Below are 16,508 nucleotides of genomic sequence, written 5' to 3'. Positions count from 1 at the left end.
GCCCCGCATGCCGAGCAACCGGGCAACCCGGCTGCATCGAAACTTGTGCTTATCGATGTGTTAACGGTTTATCGCTGGCGAGGCGGGGATGGAAGGGGTTTTTGCGGGAATTTGCGGGATAACTACGCAAGGTATTGATATTATGACGTTAATTTCCGCCGCTTAGCTGTTAACCATAGGCGACAGCCGCGAACGCCCGGCTGGCTAAGTAACTGATTTTGCTGGAGCGTCCCATGCTCTCAACCGCAGCTCCCGCGTTTTCCCGTGCGAGTCCCGCGCTCCGAGTCAGTCGGCGGAGAAGGCCTGTCCGGCCATTGCCATCAGCGCTTCCTCGCCGTCGGGTTCCGCCAGCAGCGTTGCATCGGCGACGATCAGTGCGCGGCCCTGCCCGACCGAGCAGTCGGCAATCAGCGCCTCTGCCTTGAAAGCGCACTCTGCATCCGCGTGCTCGGAAGGCGCGGACCGCAAGGTGCCGGCATATTCGATCGGAAGGCTGCCGTATGGCGTATCGCGCTGGTGCAGGGCATCGTTCGCCGTGTCGTCGAAATGCAGGGCCAGCCCCCACCGCGCGAGGATCGGAGATAGCAGCGCAACGTCCTGCGGCCGACGCCGGTCTCCGATGCCGAACTCGGAGTGACCGGTGTAGAGCGGATCGGCGAACAAAAGCACGCGCCCGCCTTCACGCACCCAAACATCGAGAGCGACGTTTTCGGAACCGGACAGCGCGCGCGGTTGCGCCAGCAGCAGGTACCGCTTGCCCGCAAGCCCCTCTGCATCGAGCGTGTCGACCGGCGTCAGATCGTAGGATCGCTCCAGCACTTCGCGCGCCCAGTGGAGTTCCGTTTCGCCGCGCAAGGTTGCCTGCATATCGGCCGCCTCGCCCCAATAGATCGGGATCGTACCGAACAGCGCCACTTCATCGCGCGGCCCTTGCGGACCTGCGCGGGTGAAGGCCAACGCGGCAGCGAAACTGACGAGCAGCGCGCCCGCGACGAGCAGGCTAAGGCGCTTCAGGCGGCTCATCCGTGCCCAGCATCATCGGATCGGCATCTACCGCCGCGCCCGCATCGCCTTCGGGATCGGAGGGAAGTTCGGGCACGACGCCAGCATCGGCCAGCGGATCGCTTTGCGCATTGCCGCTGCCTTCGTTCGTTACGGCTTCCACCGCTTCGGGCACGGCCTGGTCCTTGGTCAGCTGCGCGCGCGAGTTGATGGCATCGGCCAGCGCAATCAGCAGCAGGACCGCGCCGAGACCCGTCAAGCCGATCTGCAAGCGCTGGATCGCTTCCGAGCGCGTCCCTGCAAGTGGCGCAATCGGATCCTCCGCCGCAGCGGTCGGGGATTTGTCGAAGAAAGGCTTCAGCGCCATGCGGCCTAGGTGGTGGCTTTTGCCGGCAGCGTCAATCCTGCAACCAGTCGAACACCGGCAGCCCCTTTTCGCGCAGCCAGGCGGCGTTGTAGAGGCTGGAAAGATAGCGGAAGCCGGTATCGCACAGGATTGTCGCAACGCGGCTGCCGGGGCCGAGCTGCTTGCCCAGCGCGACCGCGCCCGCGACATTGATGCCGCTCGACAGGCCGAGGCACAGCCCCTCTTCGCGCAGAAGGCGAGCCACCCATTCGAGGCCCTCTTCATCCGAAATGCGGAATTGCGTGTCGATCGGCGCGCCTTCCAGATTGGCCGTGATACGCCCCTGCCCGATTCCTTCCGCGACCGAGCTGCCCTCCGACTTCAGTTCGCCATCCGCATAATAGCTGTAGAGCGCCGCGCCATGCGGATCGGTGAGAGCGATGGTGATCTTCTCGTCGAATTCCTTGAGCCCCATGCCAACGCCTGCGAGCGTGCCACCGGTGCCGACCGCGCAGGTGAAGCCATTGACCTTGCCGTCCAACTGCGACCAGATTTCCGCGGCCGTGCCCTCGATATGCGCCTTGCGATTGGCGGTGTTGTCAAATTGGTTGGCCCAGATCGCGCCATCCGTTTCCTCCGCCAGGCGGCGGCTGGTGTGAACGAAGTGATTGCTGTCCGCGAATTTTGTCGGCGGTACGGTGACCAGCTCCGCGCCGAGCGCGCGCAGCGTGTCCATCTTCTCGCGGCTCTGGTTGTCGGGCATAACGATGATCGTGCGATAGCCCAGGGCATTCGCAACCAGCGCAATGCCGATGCCCGTGTTGCCAGCCGTGCCCTCCACGATCGTCCCGCCCGGCTTCAGGTCGCCCCGCGCCTCCGCATCGCGCACGATGCCGAGCGCCGCGCGGTCCTTCACCGAGGCACCGGGATTGGCGAATTCGCACTTGCCGTAGATGTCGCAACCCGCCGCCTCACTCGGTCCGGCGAGACGCACCAGCGGGGTATTGCCGATCAGGTCGAGCGTGTCGGCAGTCAATGTAGAAATCGTCATGGCGAGCGAGATAGGCCGCGCCGCCCGAAGCGGCAATGCAATCGCGCTAACAGGGGGGTTAGATCAGTCTTCAGGAGCGATGGTGACCTTCAGGCCGTCAAGGTCGCTGCCGAAGGGGATCTGGCAGCTGAGGCGCGAGGTTTCGTTGCGATGATCGCTGCTTTCCAGCAGGTCGTCCTCGTCCTCGCTCATGGCCGGCAGCTTGTCGGCGAAATCCGGGTCCACATGGACATGGCAGGTGGCGCAGGAACAGCAACCTCCGCACAGCGCCAGCAGTTCGTCGAAGCCGTTGTCTCGGATCGCTTCCATCACGGTCAGGCCGTCCGCAACGTCGATCTCGGAGGTTTCACCTTCGCGCGTGGTGACGATCAGCTTGGGCATGGCGATGGAGTTCCCTTGACAAGTTTGTGCTGCGAAATGCTGCGCGGGGCGCTAGGCGGTTGAGGGATTTTTGGCAAGCGGAGCGCCGGTGTGGGCCTGTCGACACAGCAATTGCAGCAAGGGATCGACGCGGTTGCCGCGCTGGAGCCGGGGGTGGCGCGCGCGCTGGAAGCGGCGGGATACCCGGAGCCGCGGATTCGCCCGACCGGCTACATGGCCATGCTGCGCACCATCGTCGGCCAACAGGTCAGCGTCGCGGCGGCCGCGTCGATGTGGAACAAGCTGGAGGCGGAACTGGGCGCGGACTTCGCCCCAGCCGACCTGCTCGGCCGCGACTTCGACACGCTTCGCGCTTGCGGGCTTTCCCGCCAGAAGCAGGGATATGCGCGGTCGCTGTGCGAGCTGGTGGATACTGGCGAAGTCGTGTTCGACGATTTGCCCGCGGACGATGAGGAGGCCATCGCGCAACTGACGAAGATCAAGGGCATCGGCCGCTGGTCGGCAGAGATATACCTCCTCTTTGCAGAGGGCCGCCCGGACATCTGGCCCGCAGGCGACCTCGCCGTGCAGGCCGGCATGGCCCGCATCCTCGACATGGATGAACGCCCCAGCGAAAAGCAGGCTCGCGAACGGGCCGAAGGCTGGTCGCCCCATCGCGGTGCAGCGGCGATTTTCACCTGGCATTGCTATAACAATCCGGCGCCGTGACGCCGCGAACTTACCGGAGAGAACCATGAGCCAACGTAAGTCGATCTTCATTACCGGCGCCGCTTCGGGCATCGGGCGTGCCGTTGCCCAGCGCTTCAACCAGGAAGGCTGGTTCGTCGGCATGGGCGATGTCGACGCGGAGGGGCTCGCAGGAACGGAAGCGCTGCTGAAGGGCGGCTTCCATTATTCGCACAAGTTCGACGTGCGCGACCGCGCCGCCTGGGACCAAGCGCTGAAGGGCTTTCACCTCGCCACCGGCGGGCGCATCGACGTGCTGGTCAACAATGCGGGCATTCCGCTGGGCGGATCGCTGTCCGAAAACACGCCGGAGGAAATCGAGCGCTGCCTCGACATCAACCTGAAAGGCGTGCTGTTCGGCGCGCAGGCGGTGCTCCCTTATCTCAAGGAAACCGCACCGGGCAGCGCGCTCATCAACACCGCGAGTGCGGCGGGTATTTACGGCACCGGCGGGGCATCGGTCTATTCGGCGACCAAGTTCGGCGTGCGTGGCCTGACCGAGAGCCTCGATGCGGAATGGTCCGAATTCGGGATCAAGGTCGCTTCGATCTGCCCCGGCTTCATCGAGACGCCGCTGATCGACCACACGCCCAACCAGGCGAGCAATCAGTCGATCCGGCAGCGCCTTTCCGAAGCGGGCATCGCGCTGATCCCGGTGGAGGATATCGCGCAGGCCGTGTGGGACGCGGTGCATGGCGACAAGCTGCACTGGAACATCGGCAAGACCGCCAACCAGCTCGCCTTCGGCGCACGCTGGATGCCGGGTCGCCTCAGGAAACGCGCGAAGGCGATGCAGCGTCCGCTGGGAGGCTAGTCGCTGGCGAGCAGCCGCGCCTTGCCCGCGCGGCCTGCGTCACTGAGCCAGTCGTCCAGCGCGCTCCACGGCAGGGAAATGGGGTTCTCGCAAGCGGTCGCCACGTGCGGCAGGTCGGGCGTGAAGGTCACGCCGTCGCGGGTCAGTTGCAGGTTCCAGTAGCCTTGCGTCCGCGCAAGGGCGAGGCATTCGGCATCGTAATCGGCCTCGGATCCTTCGGCATCCGCGAAGGCAAGCACGTGGTCGCGGAACCCCTCCGTCATGGGTCGCGTGTCGTATTCGTCTGTTTGGAAGGCCGCATCGGCAAACCATCCGTCCAACTCGATTTCCTCGCCCGATTGCCGGTCGAACAAACGATGGAAGCCGACATGGTTCGGGTGCGCTCCGCCGCAATAAGTCGAGCCTGCGATGGAGATCGCAATAAAGGCGTCGGAGATCAGCTCAGGACGCACGTCACGGTCGAAATAACCGTCGCCGCCCAAGTGTGACATCGCCCCGGATAGGCATTCGACCCAGTCGTCGGCCAGCGTGCCGGTCGGGATGTAGTTCGCCACGGCGGCATTGATCGCGGCGTCGCCGGGCTGATCCACGATCAGCGAAAAGCCATTAGCCGAGACGTCGAGTTGGGGCGGATTTCGGTAACGGTGCAACACATAAGCGATTCCGTCCGTCTCTGCCGCCTCCTGCACTACCTCTCCGCCAGCCAGTCGCGGCGAAATAAAGGCGAACGCCTCGCACGGAATATAGGCCGTCTCGGCATCCTGCCACGCCAATGCCGTCAGGCGGATGGGCAGGCGGCGCTTGCCGTCGCTCCAGGTGCCGGTGATGGTGTCCGCCCCCACCGAATTGAAAGTCCAGCGGGCAGTCTTGTTCTCGCCGGGTGGATGCTCGACCCAGTCGGGCGAATCATCATACAACCACAGCCCGATGGGCTTCAGATGCTTGCGGTAATAGTAGGAGCCGATGCCGCCGCTGTTGTAGCGCTTGTCGAGGCAGGCGATGACGGGCAGCTTGCCGATGGTCCCCTGCCACACGCCGACCCACGCTGGCTTGGCCTCGGCCTCTTGCGCGGCGGCAGGCGCGGTGAGCAGCGCGAACGCCGCCAGCAGCAGGCTAAAGCAGCGCATCGATGCAGCGCGCCATCACCACGTCGCGCTGGCTTACCCCGCCTGCATCATGCGTGGTCAGCGTCACCTCGACGCGGTTGTAGACATTGAACCATTCGGGATGGTGGTCCTGTTTTTCGGCGAGCAGCGCGACGCGGGACATGAAGCCGAAGGCCTCGCTGAAATCTGCAAAGGAGAAATGCCGTTCGATGGCCTTGCCCTCCCGCGCTTCGACCCACTTGGCAAGTTCGCTCAGCGCGCTTGCGCGTTCGGCGTCGGTCAGTTCGGCAATGGCCACGATGCGGCTCCCATTCAGCATTCTTGTTCGCAAAAACGCTTTCGCCTAACGCCAGCGCCCATGCAAGCCGCGAGCCTCTCCGCCGCCCTCACCGCGCAAGGCCTCGCCTGCCGTCGGGGCGACCGCGTGCTGTTCCGCGGGCTTTCGCTTTCGCTGGAGAGCGGCGCTGCATTGCAGGTGCGCGGCGCAAACGGCACCGGCAAGTCGAGCCTGCTGCGTATCCTAGGCGGGCTGCTGCGCCCGGCCGCTGGCACCGTGGAGCGGCGGGGAAGCGTGGGCCTGATCGACGAGCGCCCCGCCCTCGACGAGAACCTGCCTCTGGGAAAGGCGCTGGATTTCTGGCGCGCGCTGGACGGCTCGGACACGCCATTGCCCGATGGTCTGGCCGACCTCGCCGACGTTCCGGTGCGCTATCTCTCGACCGGACAGCGCAAGCGCGCTGCGCTGGCGCGGCTGCAGGCACAAGGCGGGGCAATCTGGCTGCTGGACGAGCCTCTCAACGGCCTCGACACCAGCGGCGCGGCCATGCTGAGCGAGGCGGTTGCTGCACACTGCGATGCGGGCGGGATCGCGGTGCTGGCATCGCACCAGCCGCTTCCGCTGGCGGAGCTGCAAACGCTCGACCTTGCGGATTTCGCTGCGTGATCTTCACCCTCCTCCGGCGCGACCTTCGCAACCTGCTGCTCGGCGGACAGGGCGGAGGCGCGGTGCTGCCGCTGCTGTTCTTTCTAGCGGTGGCGATGTTGTTTCCCTTCGCCATCGGACCCAACGCGCCGCTGCTGGCGCTCACCGGCGGCGGCGTGATCTGGGTCGCGGCGCTGCTCGCGAGCATCCTGCCGCTCGACCGGCTGATCGCCCCCGATCTGGAGCACGGCGTGTTCGACCAGCTCGCCCTGCGCGGCGTGGCGGAGGAAGTGACCATGGCCGTGCGCCTGCTCGCCCACTGGCTCAGCTTCGCGCCGCTGCTGCTGCTCGCCGTGCTGCCCGCCGCCGCGCTGCTGAAGCTTGATGGGGAGACGGTCCGCCCCCTGCTGCTCGGCCTGCTCGCCGGAACGCCGGGCCTTGCCGCTATCGGCCTGGTAATCGCCGCGCTCACGGCGAGCCTGCGGAGCGGAGCGGCGCTCGCTGGCCTCCTGCTGATCCCGCTGAGTGTCCCGGTGCTGATCTTCGGTGCAGGCGCCCTCGCCGCGCCCGGCAGCGGCGGCCTCGCCCTGTGCGCCGCGATCAGCCTGCTGCTCGTGGCCGGAGCGCCCTTCGCCGCCTCTTCGGCGATCAGGGCAGCGAGGGAGGGATGAAATCCCTCCCACTGCCAAGCCGCGTGTGGCCGCTTGACCGCCTGCGCGCCGGGCGCGATGTTGCAGGTTCGAACCGAAGGGAAAAACGGATGCCGCACTTGAACCTCCGGATACTCTGCGCGCTGGGACTGGCCCCCCTGTCTTTCGGTTGCGTAGCGGGCGAGGACCGGTCGGCGCCAGTGACTGCCCCGACCACCCAGCCAGGCGCGTTCGCCCTTGCGACGGGCGCAGATGTCCGCGCGCAGGTCGCTGCGATGCTCGCTGAAATGGAACCCGAGCAGGGCTTCATGTGGCGCCCCCTGGTGCAAGACGGCGCGCGGGTTGCTGCGATCGAGGTCTGGAAGAAGCCCGGTCGCCCGGCAACCCATCCGACCGAGGCGGAATATGCGATCGTGCTGGAAGGCAACGGCACATTGATTGCCGGTGGCACAATGGTCGATCCGGTAACCTTGGCGAGCGGTATGATCGAAGGCGAGCGGATCGAAGGCGGCAGCGAGCGTGCGCTGGGTCCGGGCGATGTCATGCTCATCCCCGCCGGCGTTCCTCACTGGTTCGGCATCACCGGCGACCGGCTCGTGTTGCTCGGCACCAAGATGCCGTCCGAGGAATAGAAGCGCCGGTTACCCTTCCGGACCGCCTGTCCCACTAACCTTCCGGCGGCTCCCACAATTCTATCGGATTGCCTTCCGGATCATGGACGCGGGCGAACTGGCCCGTTTCCGGGGAGTTCCACTCCTCCTTCGTGATCACTCCGACCCCTGCAGCGCGCAAGCCTTCGAGCATTGCGTCGAGGCCGGTCACGCGGAAATTGATCATGTGCTGGCGGTCGGGCGGGAAGTAGTCCGTGCTTTCGTCGAAAGGCATGAACACCGTCGGCCCGGCCTGCTGCTCCCATGGGGTCCAGCCTTCGGGCACGGTGCCGAGATGCTGACGATACCATGCCTTCAGCGCATCGGGGTCCTTCGCGCGGAAGAAGACGCCCCCTATCCCGGTCACCGGCATCGCATGGATTCCCCCTTGTTAAGCGTGTCAGGCGTAGGGCGGCTTGTGCAGGCCCTTTTCGCTCAACGTGAAGATCTCGTTCCCGGTTTCGGTGATGCCGATCGAGTGTTCGAACTGCGCCGAATACGACTTGTCGCGGGTTACGGCGGTCCAGCCGTCCTTGAGCAGTTTCACGTGAGGGCGGCCTAGGTTGATCATCGGTTCGATGGTGAAGAACATTCCCGGCTTCAGCACCGGGCCGGTTCCTGCGCGTGCGGCGTGAACCACTTCGGGCGCATCGTGAAACAGGCGACCCAAGCCATGGCCGCAGAACTCGCGCACCACGCCGTAGCGGTGCTGGCGGGCGTGTTCCTCGATCGCGGCGCCGATATCGCCGAGCCGCGCGCCCGGCTGCGCCTTTTCGATACCGATCATCAGGCACTCGTGCGTCACGTCGACCAGCTTCTTCGCCTTCAGCGGCACATCGCCGACGAGGTACATACGGCTGGTGTCGCCGTGCCAGCCGTCGAGCAACGGGGTAACGTCGATATTGACGATGTCGCCATCCTTCAGCGTCTTCTCGCTCGGGATGCCGTGGCACACGACGTGGTTGATCGAGATGCAGCAACTGTGCGTGTAACCGCGGTAGCCCAGCGTCGCGGGCACCGCGCCGCCATCCAGCGTCATTTCACGCACGCGCGCATCGAGCGCCTCGGTCGAGATGCCGGGCTGCACCATGTCGACCATTGCGTCGAGGATGCTGGCAGCAAGCTTGCCCGCCTTGCGCATCCCCTCGAACCCTTCGGGGCCGTGGAGCTTGATGGTGCCGTCGCGGATGACGGTCTCTTCGCCGGTAATTGTCTGGTATTCGGTCATGCCGGACTATCTAGCGACGATCGCCCTCAATTGCGAGCGGAGAAGGACGCGCGGAAGGTGGGCTTGACGATGCCGACCACGGCGGGCGTCACCGGCAAAGTGATGTCGTATGTTCCCTCGGCATAGGGGCCGGCGGTGTAGGGATCGATCAGGAAGCCGAGCCGGTCGAAGGTCTTGCCGTTGGCAGAACCTACGATGACGGTCGTCTCTGCGATGGAAGGGCAGTCGTTGGGCCATTCGCCGTCACTCGGCACTGGCGCGCCGCGCCGCTTCTCGCGCTCGGCATTCAGGGCGTCGCAGAAAGGTTCGCCCATCATCGTCGAGAAGGCGTCGTCGCTTTCGAACAGATCGAGCGCGCGATACCCTCTGCCGCCCTCACGGTCCCAGACCATGGCGTCGAAGCCGGTGTTGCCATGCGCGCCGCCGGTGAAGGTGTATATCTGCGCCGACAGCGAAAGCAGGCGCGGCGTGTCGGCGACCACCTTCCATTCCTTCTCGAATGCGTTGCTGCGGCAGGAGACCGCGTCGGGCGGGCACCCCTCACCCATTTCGCTGAACATTTTCTTCTGATCGGCCAGCTGCGCGGTCCGCTCTTCGGTCAGGCGTTCGGCAAGCACGGGGATCGCCGAGACTTCGGCGGGCCAGCTGTATTCGAAGATCCGCTTCCCGCCATCGCGGGTCTGGTTGTCGATGATCTCGGTCGCCTTGGCAGCAGACGAACGCGAAGCGTTCGCAGAAGCGGTCGTCGTGGCAGCCGCACTGGCTTCAGCCTTGACCTGTGCCTCCGCCCCCGGCGCGTCTGTCGCGGGCGAGCAGCCAACGATGGCAAGGGCGAGAACGAGCGGGCGGATCATCGGGCTTTCCTCCTGCCAAGGCAGCAAATGGTGACAGGCGTATGTCCTGCCACTAGATGCCACAGCATGAGCGAAAAAACCGATCTTATCCAGCCCGATCGCGGCCAGAGTGCCGTGGACATCCACCTCGTCGACAGTGACGGGTTCCCGGACTGGGCGGGCAAACTGACGAAGGCGCAGCGCGCCGCTCTGGCAGCACAGAAATTCGATGGCGGCGGCTATCAGGTCGGCATCGTTCCGGAAAAGGACGGCGACGGCTGGTTCGCAGTCGGCGGCGTCGCCAATCCGGCGGAGCTATCGAGCTGGTGCATGGCCAAGCTGGCGGAGGCGCTGCCGGCCGGCACCTATCGCCGCGCGGGCGGTGAACCCGGCCCCGCCCTCCACGGCTGGCAAACCGCGCAATATCATTTCGACCGCTACCGCAAGGATGCCGAGCACGAAGGGCCGCGCGTCCTGCTGACGAAGGATGCAAAGGCGATCGAGCCCGCGCTGGCCGAAGCGCGCGCGGTGTGCCTCGTGCGCGATCTCGTCAATACGCCTGCCGAGGACATGGGCCCCGCCGCGCTGGAGGCGCAGGCGGAACGATTGGCGAAAGCGCACAAGGCGCAGCTGTCGGTCGTGTCGGGTGATCGGCTGGAAAGCGATTATCCGATGGTCCACGCTGTCGGTCGTGCCGCCGCCCGCCACCATGCCCCGCGCCTGATCGAACTGACTTGGGGGAAGGAAAGCGACCCCGAACTCGCCATCGTCGGCAAGGGCGTGTGCTTCGATTCCGGCGGACTCGACATCAAGGGCGCGAGCGGCATGGCGCTGATGAAGAAGGACATGGGCGGCTCTGCCCACGCCCTCGCACTGGCGGGGCTGGTGATGGGTGCAGGCCTGCCGGTGCGGCTGCGGCTGCTCGTCCCCGCGGTCGAAAACGCGATTGCAGGCAATGCCTTTCGTCCCGGCGACGTGCTGAAAAGCCGCAAGGGGATTACGGTCGAAATCGGTAATACCGACGCGGAAGGCCGCCTGATCCTGGCCGATGCGCTGACCCGCGCAAGCGAAAGCAAGCCCGACCTGATCATCGATTTCGCCACGCTGACCGGCGCGGCGCGGGTCGCTGTCGGCCCGGACCTGCCCGCCCTGTTCGCCCGGCGTGACGAAACCGCCGATGCGCTGATCGCCGCGGGCCGTGCGCATGACGACGAGCCTTGGCGCCTGCCGCTGCACGAAGGTTACGTCGAATATCTGAAGTCCGACATCGCCGACACCAACAACGCGCATGGCAATGCCTATGCCGGGGCGAGCGTTGCTGGCCTGTTCCTCGACAAGTTCGTGGGCGAAGGGCTGGACTGGGCGCATTTCGATACCTTCGCCTGGCGTCCCTTCGCCAAGCCCGGACGACCGAAAGGCGGCGAAGCGCTCGGCCTGCGCGCAGCGTGGCATATGTTGCAGGCGCGCTACGCCTGAACGTGGCCGGACACGCAGCTGTGCCAAAGAACGGGCGGTAAACTTGCCGGAAACCACATCGCGCTATAGGGGCGCGGTAAGTTTGCTATTTGAGGAACACGACCGGGTGAGCGAGGCTGCCACGGCACAGATACCGCAAGGCCCGTTCGTTCTGTCGGGGCCCGTTGCCCGCGCCGAGGCGTGCCAGCTGCCGATCCGCGGCGATCTGGCGCACATCGGCCTCGCGGGTCGTTACTTCGTGCCCCATTACATCGTGCCCGAGCGCTACGTCGTCGGTTCCGGGGGGGCCGAGCTGCGGACACGGTCCAAGGGACATGGCGACATGATCGCCATGCTTGAAGCCGACCAGGCGTTCGAAGTGCTCGACATCGCCGAAGGCTGGGCGTGGGGCTGCTGTTCCATCAAGGGGCCGTCGGGTTACGTGCCCCTGAGCGCGATCGAACGGGCCGAGGCATGACCGCCACCGTCTTCGTCGACGGTGCGGCGGGGACCACCGGGCTCGAAATCGTCGAGCGGCTGTCGGGCCGCAGCGAATTTTCCCTGATCGTACTGAACGATGCCGCGCGCAAGGATGCAGGCAAGCGCCGCGAAGCGCTGAACGATGCGGATTTCGCCATCCTCTGCCTGCCCGACGACGCCGCGCGCGAGGCCGTGACGCTGATCGACGCAAGCAGCGGCACGCGCGTAATCGACGCGTCCAGCGCGCACCGCGTGGCGGACGGATGGACCTACGGCTTCCCAGAACTGACCGGACGCGACGCAGTCGCGGGCGCGCTGTTCGTCACCAATCCCGGCTGCTATCCGACCGGCTTCCTTGCGCTGATCGCGCCGCTGGTGCGCGCCGGATTGCTACCTTCCGACTGGCCTTTCACCGTCCATGCCGTCAGCGGCTATTCGGGCGGCGGAAAGGCGCTGGTCGAACGGTTCGAACAGCATCCCGAAATCGCATACCGCGCCTACGGCCTCGCCATGGGGCACAAGCACCTCCCAGAAATGCAGGCTTATGCCGGGTTGGCACATCCGCCAGTGTTCTCGCCTGCGGTCGTTCCCGCTTACCGGGGAATGCTAGTCGAAGTGCCGCTCCAGCTGTCCGCCATCGCAGGCGTCGGCAGCGTGGCCGCGATGCGCGATGCGTTGCGCGGATTCTGCGCCGACAGTGCGCTGCTGAGCTTCGACGCGGGCGATCATTCCGAATTGGTGATGGAAGCGCCGGGGATCGATGACGACACGCTGCGCCTGCATCTGTTCGCCGCGCCGGACGAAAGCCAGGTCCGGCTGGTCGCCCGCCTCGACAATCTCGGCAAGGGTGCGAGCGGCGCTGCGATCCAGAACCTCAATCTGATGGCAGGACTGCCGGAAACCGCTGGCCTGCGGGTCTGATGCCCAATCCTTAGGCAGTGTGTGCCTGCGCGTTGGGCACATCGGGTCGTTGCGTATCCGGCAGGCCGGCGCAATCACCTTAGGCTTTTCAAGAACCATGCCGAAATCGGCGGCAATCCGCGCTTTCGCCGGTCGGCGCGATGCCCTAGGCTCCGTTCAGCGCCTTGGCACGATTCTTGTTAGTATCTGGCCAAGGGATTTCGGGACAGCGGCGGCCGCATCGCGCGCCGCCGACATTCGCAGGGGCCAGCGCCAAGTGAAAAAGATCGAAGCTATCATCAAGCCGTTCAAGCTCGACGAGGTGAAGGAAGCGCTGCACGAAGTCGGCGTGTCCGGCATCACCGTGACCGAGGCCAAGGGCTTCGGCCGGCAGAAAGGCCACACGGAACTTTACCGCGGGGCGGAATACGTCGTCGACTTCCTGCCCAAGGTGAAGCTGGAGGTCGTCGTGGCCGATGGCATCGCCGAACGCGTGATCGAAGCGATCGCCAGCACCGCGTCCACCGGCCGCATCGGCGACGGCAAGATCTTCGTTACCCCGATCGAAACCGCCATCCGCATCCGTACCGGGGAACGGGACGAGGACGCGGTCTGATCCCGCAAATCCATTCTATCCGCCCGGCAACGGGCACGACAGCCAAACCAGCGAAAGGTTGAATTACATGTCGAAAGCCAAGGACGTCATCAAGCAGATCAAGGACAATGAGGTCGAATGGGTCGACCTGCGCTTCACCGATCCCAAGGGTAAGTGGCAGCACCTCTCGATGGTCGCCAGCGTCATGGGTGAGGACGAGCTCGAAGACGGCCTGATGTTCGACGGTTCCTCCATCGCAGGGTGGAAGGCCATCAACGAATCGGACATGATCCTGAAGCCGGACCTCGACCGCGTCTACATGGACCCGTTCAGCGCGACGCCGATGATGATCATGTTCTGCGACATCATCGAGCCTTCGACCGGTGAAGACTACGCCCGCGATCCGCGTTCGACCGCGAAGCGCGCCGAAGCCTTCCTCAAGTCGAGCGGCGTGGGCGACACGATCTACGTCGGTCCGGAAGCCGAGTTCTTCATGTTCGACGACGTGCGTTTCGAAGACGGTTATGCCGGTTCGGGCTACGCCATCGACGACATCGAACTGCCGGGCAATTCGGGCCGGGAATATGATTCAGGCAACATGGGCCACCGCCCGCGCGCCAAGGGCGGCTATTTTCCCGTAGCGCCGGTCGACAGCGCCGTGGACATCCGCGGCGAAATGGTCGCCACGATGCTCGAAATGGGCCTGCCCTGCGACAAGCATCACCACGAAGTCGCCGCCGCGCAGCACGAACTGGGCCTGACCTTCGGCACGCTGACCGAAACCGCCGACCGGATGCAGATCTACAAGTACGTCGTGCACCAGGTCGCCCACGCCTACGGCAAGACCGCGACCTTCATGCCGAAGCCGATCAAGGACGATAACGGGTCGGGCATGCACACCCACATGTCGATCTGGGACGGCGGCAAGCCGCTGTTCGCGGGCAATGGCTACGCCGGCCTTTCTGATATGTGCCTCTACTTCATCGGCGGTGTCGTGAAGCACGCCAAGGCGCTGAACGCCTTCACCAACCCGACCACCAACAGCTACAAGCGTCTGGTGCCGGGCTTCGAAGCTCCGGTGCTGCTGGCATACTCGGCCCGCAACCGTTCCGCATCCTGCCGCATCCCCTACGGTGCAGGCGAAAAGGCGAAGCGCGTGGAGTTCCGCTTCCCCGACGCGATGGCCAACCCCTACCTCGCCTATTCGGCGCTGCTGATGGCGGGCCTCGACGGGATCAAGAACAAGATCCACCCCGGCGACGCGATGGACAAGAACCTGTACGATTTGCCCCCGGCAGAACTGGCCGAGGTTCCGACCGTGTGCGGTTCGCTGCGCGAGGCACTCGAATCGCTGGAAGCCGATCACGAGTTCCTGCTGCAAGGCGACGTCTTCTCGAAGGACCAGATCGACGCCTATGCCGAACTCAAGTGGGAAGAGGTCAGCCGCCTCGAAACCACCCCGGCTCCGGTCGAATACGACATGTATTATTCGATGTAATCGATCGAACGAGTGACAACAAAAAAGGCGTCCGGAGCGATCCGGGCGCCCTTTTTCGTTGCGCGAAAGCATTTTCCTACTTGGCCAAATTCTGCATGACCGGTCCGCTTCGTTTCCGTCGTTAACGAGGTGGTCCCCATGAATCGCAAACCGATCTTCGATGCCGTCCGCCGCCTGATGGGGCGCGGGTTTCGCTCTGCCGACATAGCCGTGCTCGACCGCGCGATTGATTCTGCCATCGCGGGGGAAGAGACTCCGCCACAGAACTGTGTTCCATGTGTTCCATCCCACAGCGTTTCCGCCGAAGGCGTAGCGCTGATCCAGCGATTCGAAGGATGCGCGAAACGCCGCGCCGACGGGCTGGTGGAGGCCTATCCCGATCCCGGCACGGGCGCCGATCCCTGGACAATCGGCTGGGGGGCGACCGGCCCGCACATCGGGCCATCTACCGTCTGGACGCAAGCGCAGTGCGACGCACGACTGACGGATGACCTGCGCCGGTATGCCGCCGATGTCGCACAAGCGATTGGCGATGCACCGACCTCGCAAAGCCAGTTCGATGCTCTCGTCAGCTTTCATTACAACACCGGCGCAATCGCCCGCGCCACCCTGACCAGGCGCCATAAAGCGGGCGACCGTGCGGGCGCAGCCGAGGAATTTGCCCGCTGGGTTCACGCGGGTGGGCGCGTGATGCGCGGGCTTGCGCGGCGCCGCGCCGCCGAAGCCGCGCTTTACCTTAAGCCTGCCTGACTCCTTCGTTGTTGGAACCGTGCCTGCCAGAGCCGCGTTCCAAGGGGCAAAGGAGCATATCATGCGTATTCTTATGGCAAGCGTCGCAGCCCTCGCAATGGCGGCGACTCCCGCTTTGGCCCAGCCGGGCAAGGACAAGGGCAATGGCAATGGCAATGGCGGCGGCAAGCCCGCTGCCGCAGCGAAAGCCGAACGTGGCAATGGCGGTGGCAATGGTGGCGGTGGCAACGGCAACGCCGCCACGAAGTCCGACCGCGGCAATGGCGGTGGCAACGACCGCGTCATGGCGCAGAGCGACCGTGGCAACGAAAACGGTAACGGCAACGGCAACGCCTCCGTTCGCGCCGCCTCCGTTCGCGCCGCCGCCGAGAGGGACAACGGCAACGCGAAGGCTGCCGTGAAGGCCGACCGCGGAAACGGCGCGAATGATCGCGGCGTGGTCCGGCAGGTCGAGCGCACCATCGATCGCCGTGGCGCGGACTACGACCGACGCGGCGGCGATTACGTTCGGCGCGCAGCGGACTATCGCTTCGGCGACGTCAATCGCGGTCTGATCAACGGTTGCCCTCCGGGCCTCGCCAAGAAGCGCAACGGCTGCAACCCGCCGGGACAGGTGAAGGACGACGGCTACTACCGCTCGGATTGGTGGGGATATGACCGATACTTCGGCAATAACGACTATCGCTACCGCGACGGTTATCTCGTGCGTTACGGCGACCGGGGCATAGCCAGCTACATTCCATTGCTGGGCGGCGCGCTGTCGATTGGCAACCAATGGCCGAGCTACTACCAGCCGTATGAAATGCCGCGCTATTACAACGACTTTTACGGCCTCAACGACCCGCGTGGCTATCGCTATGCTGACGACGTGATCTATCGCGTCGATCCGGAGACTTCGGCGATCACCTCTATCGCGGCGCTGCTGACGGGCGACAACTTCGCCGTCGGTCAAACCATGCCGATGGGCTACGACGTGTACAACGTTCCCTACGGCTACCGCGATCGTTACTACGACAGTCCCGACGCCTATTACCGCTACTCGGACGGCTACATCTACCAGGTCGATCCCGAGACCCGCCTGATCGCAGCCGCGATTGAACTGCTGGTCTGATCCAGAGGAG

21 protein-coding genes are annotated in these 16,508 nt (G+C 65.0%); 12 read left to right on the top strand and 9 right to left on the bottom strand.

Going from position 1 to position 16,508, the window contains the following annotated elements; all coding sequences use genetic code 11:
* Positions 1–285: 285 nt before the first annotated feature.
* The 4 genes from ACXYN8_RS03695 to ACXYN8_RS03680 form a co-directional block, all read right to left on the bottom strand.
* Positions 286–1,023: an ABC transporter gene (locus ACXYN8_RS03695; RefSeq protein ID WP_458887956.1), complete on the bottom strand. Its 738-nt coding sequence runs from the start codon at positions 1,021–1,023 to the stop codon at positions 286–288.
* The gene (locus tag ACXYN8_RS03690) at positions 1,001–1,369 is read right to left on the bottom strand and encodes a hypothetical protein (protein ID WP_458887955.1); all 369 of its coding nucleotides are present in this window, start codon (positions 1,367–1,369) and stop codon (positions 1,001–1,003) included. The genes ACXYN8_RS03695 and ACXYN8_RS03690 overlap by 23 nt, the downstream gene beginning before the upstream one ends.
* 31 nt (positions 1,370–1,400) lie before the next feature.
* A complete protein-coding gene (locus ACXYN8_RS03685) occupies positions 1,401–2,399 on the bottom strand; it encodes a cysteine synthase A (RefSeq protein WP_458887954.1) in 999 nt (332 codons plus the stop codon).
* A gap of 63 nt (positions 2,400–2,462) precedes the next feature.
* Positions 2,463–2,780, bottom strand: a complete 318-nt coding sequence (locus tag ACXYN8_RS03680) for a 2Fe-2S iron-sulfur cluster-binding protein (RefSeq protein ID WP_458887953.1) — start codon at positions 2,778–2,780, stop codon at positions 2,463–2,465.
* 90 nt (positions 2,781–2,870) lie between these two features.
* Here ACXYN8_RS03680 and ACXYN8_RS03675 point away from each other — a divergent pair, with 90 nt between their 5' ends.
* Together ACXYN8_RS03675 and ACXYN8_RS03670 are read left to right on the top strand one after the other, a co-directional pair.
* Positions 2,871–3,488 carry a DNA-3-methyladenine glycosylase family protein gene (locus tag ACXYN8_RS03675; protein WP_458887952.1) on the top strand — a complete coding sequence of 206 codons (618 nt, stop codon included), beginning with the start codon at positions 2,871–2,873 and terminating at the stop codon, positions 3,486–3,488.
* A 25-nt stretch (positions 3,489–3,513) separates the two neighbouring features.
* Complete coding sequence (locus tag ACXYN8_RS03670) at positions 3,514–4,320, top strand: SDR family oxidoreductase (protein WP_458887951.1); 807 nt, start codon at positions 3,514–3,516, stop codon at positions 4,318–4,320.
* Here the strand turns inward: ACXYN8_RS03670 and ACXYN8_RS03665 are convergent.
* A complete protein-coding gene (locus ACXYN8_RS03665) occupies positions 4,317–5,447 on the bottom strand; it encodes a hypothetical protein (RefSeq protein WP_458887950.1) in 1,131 nt (376 codons plus the stop codon). The genes ACXYN8_RS03670 and ACXYN8_RS03665 overlap by 4 nt on opposite strands.
* Positions 5,434–5,745, bottom strand: a complete 312-nt coding sequence (locus ACXYN8_RS03660; protein ID WP_458887949.1) for a 4a-hydroxytetrahydrobiopterin dehydratase — start codon at positions 5,743–5,745, stop codon at positions 5,434–5,436. Before ACXYN8_RS03660 ends, ACXYN8_RS03665 begins: the two co-directional genes overlap by 14 nt.
* A gap of 39 nt (positions 5,746–5,784) precedes the next feature.
* Between ACXYN8_RS03660 and ccmA the strand changes: the two genes are divergently transcribed.
* The 3 genes from ccmA to ACXYN8_RS03645 all read left to right on the top strand — a co-directional run bounded on the left by ccmA (position 5,785) and on the right by ACXYN8_RS03645 (position 7,630).
* A complete protein-coding gene (gene ccmA / locus ACXYN8_RS03655; protein ID WP_458887948.1) occupies positions 5,785–6,369 on the top strand; it encodes a heme ABC exporter ATP-binding protein CcmA in 585 nt (194 codons plus the stop codon).
* Positions 6,366–7,019, top strand: coding sequence for a heme exporter protein CcmB (locus tag ACXYN8_RS03650; RefSeq protein WP_458887947.1), 654 nt, complete (start codon positions 6,366–6,368; stop codon positions 7,017–7,019). Before ccmA ends, ACXYN8_RS03650 begins: the two co-directional genes overlap by 4 nt.
* A gap of 179 nt (positions 7,020–7,198) precedes the next feature.
* Positions 7,199–7,630 (top strand): cupin domain-containing protein, encoded by a 432-nt coding sequence (locus ACXYN8_RS03645; RefSeq protein ID WP_458887946.1) that lies wholly within the window; start codon positions 7,199–7,201, stop codon positions 7,628–7,630.
* A 34-nt stretch (positions 7,631–7,664) separates the two neighbouring features.
* Here ACXYN8_RS03645 and ACXYN8_RS03640 read toward each other — a convergent pair whose 3' ends face one another.
* From ACXYN8_RS03640 to ACXYN8_RS03630, 3 genes are read right to left on the bottom strand one after another with little or no spacing between them, the layout of a single operon-like run.
* On the bottom strand, positions 7,665–8,021 hold the full coding sequence (locus ACXYN8_RS03640) for a VOC family protein (RefSeq protein ID WP_458887945.1): 357 nt from the start codon (positions 8,019–8,021) through the stop codon (positions 7,665–7,667).
* Between the two features lie 27 nt (positions 8,022–8,048).
* Entirely contained in the window at positions 8,049–8,876 is an 828-nt protein-coding gene (gene map, locus ACXYN8_RS03635; RefSeq protein WP_458887944.1) for a type I methionyl aminopeptidase, read from the bottom strand.
* 26 nt (positions 8,877–8,902) lie between these two features.
* Positions 8,903–9,730, bottom strand: a complete 828-nt coding sequence (locus ACXYN8_RS03630) for a DUF3298/DUF4163 domain-containing protein (protein ID WP_458887942.1) — start codon at positions 9,728–9,730, stop codon at positions 8,903–8,905.
* Between the two features lie 66 nt (positions 9,731–9,796).
* Between ACXYN8_RS03630 and ACXYN8_RS03625 the strand changes: the two genes are divergently transcribed.
* The 7 genes from ACXYN8_RS03625 (at position 9,797) to ACXYN8_RS03595 (ending at position 16,498) form a co-directional block, all read left to right on the top strand.
* Positions 9,797–11,185 (top strand): leucyl aminopeptidase family protein, encoded by a 1,389-nt coding sequence (locus tag ACXYN8_RS03625; RefSeq protein ID WP_458887941.1) that lies wholly within the window; start codon positions 9,797–9,799, stop codon positions 11,183–11,185.
* Between the two features lie 106 nt (positions 11,186–11,291).
* The gene (locus ACXYN8_RS03620) at positions 11,292–11,642 is read left to right on the top strand and encodes a hypothetical protein (RefSeq protein WP_458887939.1); all 351 of its coding nucleotides are present in this window, start codon (positions 11,292–11,294) and stop codon (positions 11,640–11,642) included.
* Entirely contained in the window at positions 11,639–12,565 is a 927-nt protein-coding gene (gene argC / locus ACXYN8_RS03615; protein WP_458887938.1) for an N-acetyl-gamma-glutamyl-phosphate reductase, read from the top strand. Before ACXYN8_RS03620 ends, argC begins: the two co-directional genes overlap by 4 nt.
* A 256-nt stretch (positions 12,566–12,821) precedes the next feature.
* A complete protein-coding gene (locus ACXYN8_RS03610) occupies positions 12,822–13,160 on the top strand; it encodes a P-II family nitrogen regulator (RefSeq protein WP_458887936.1) in 339 nt (112 codons plus the stop codon).
* A 67-nt stretch (positions 13,161–13,227) separates the two neighbouring features.
* Positions 13,228–14,637, top strand: coding sequence for a type I glutamate--ammonia ligase (glnA, locus tag ACXYN8_RS03605; protein ID WP_458887935.1), 1,410 nt, complete (start codon positions 13,228–13,230; stop codon positions 14,635–14,637).
* A 138-nt stretch (positions 14,638–14,775) separates the two neighbouring features.
* Entirely contained in the window at positions 14,776–15,387 is a 612-nt protein-coding gene (locus tag ACXYN8_RS03600; RefSeq protein ID WP_458887934.1) for a lysozyme, read from the top strand.
* A gap of 61 nt (positions 15,388–15,448) precedes the next feature.
* Positions 15,449–16,498 carry a hypothetical protein gene (locus ACXYN8_RS03595; protein ID WP_458887933.1) on the top strand — a complete coding sequence of 350 codons (1,050 nt, stop codon included), beginning with the start codon at positions 15,449–15,451 and terminating at the stop codon, positions 16,496–16,498.
* The last annotated feature ends 10 nt before the right edge of the window (positions 16,499–16,508 follow it).

The organism is Altererythrobacter sp. CAU 1778 (assembly GCF_054482795.1).
Note: the sequence above shows the minus strand (reverse complement) of the source record. Positions and strands in the feature narration are given on the sequence as shown.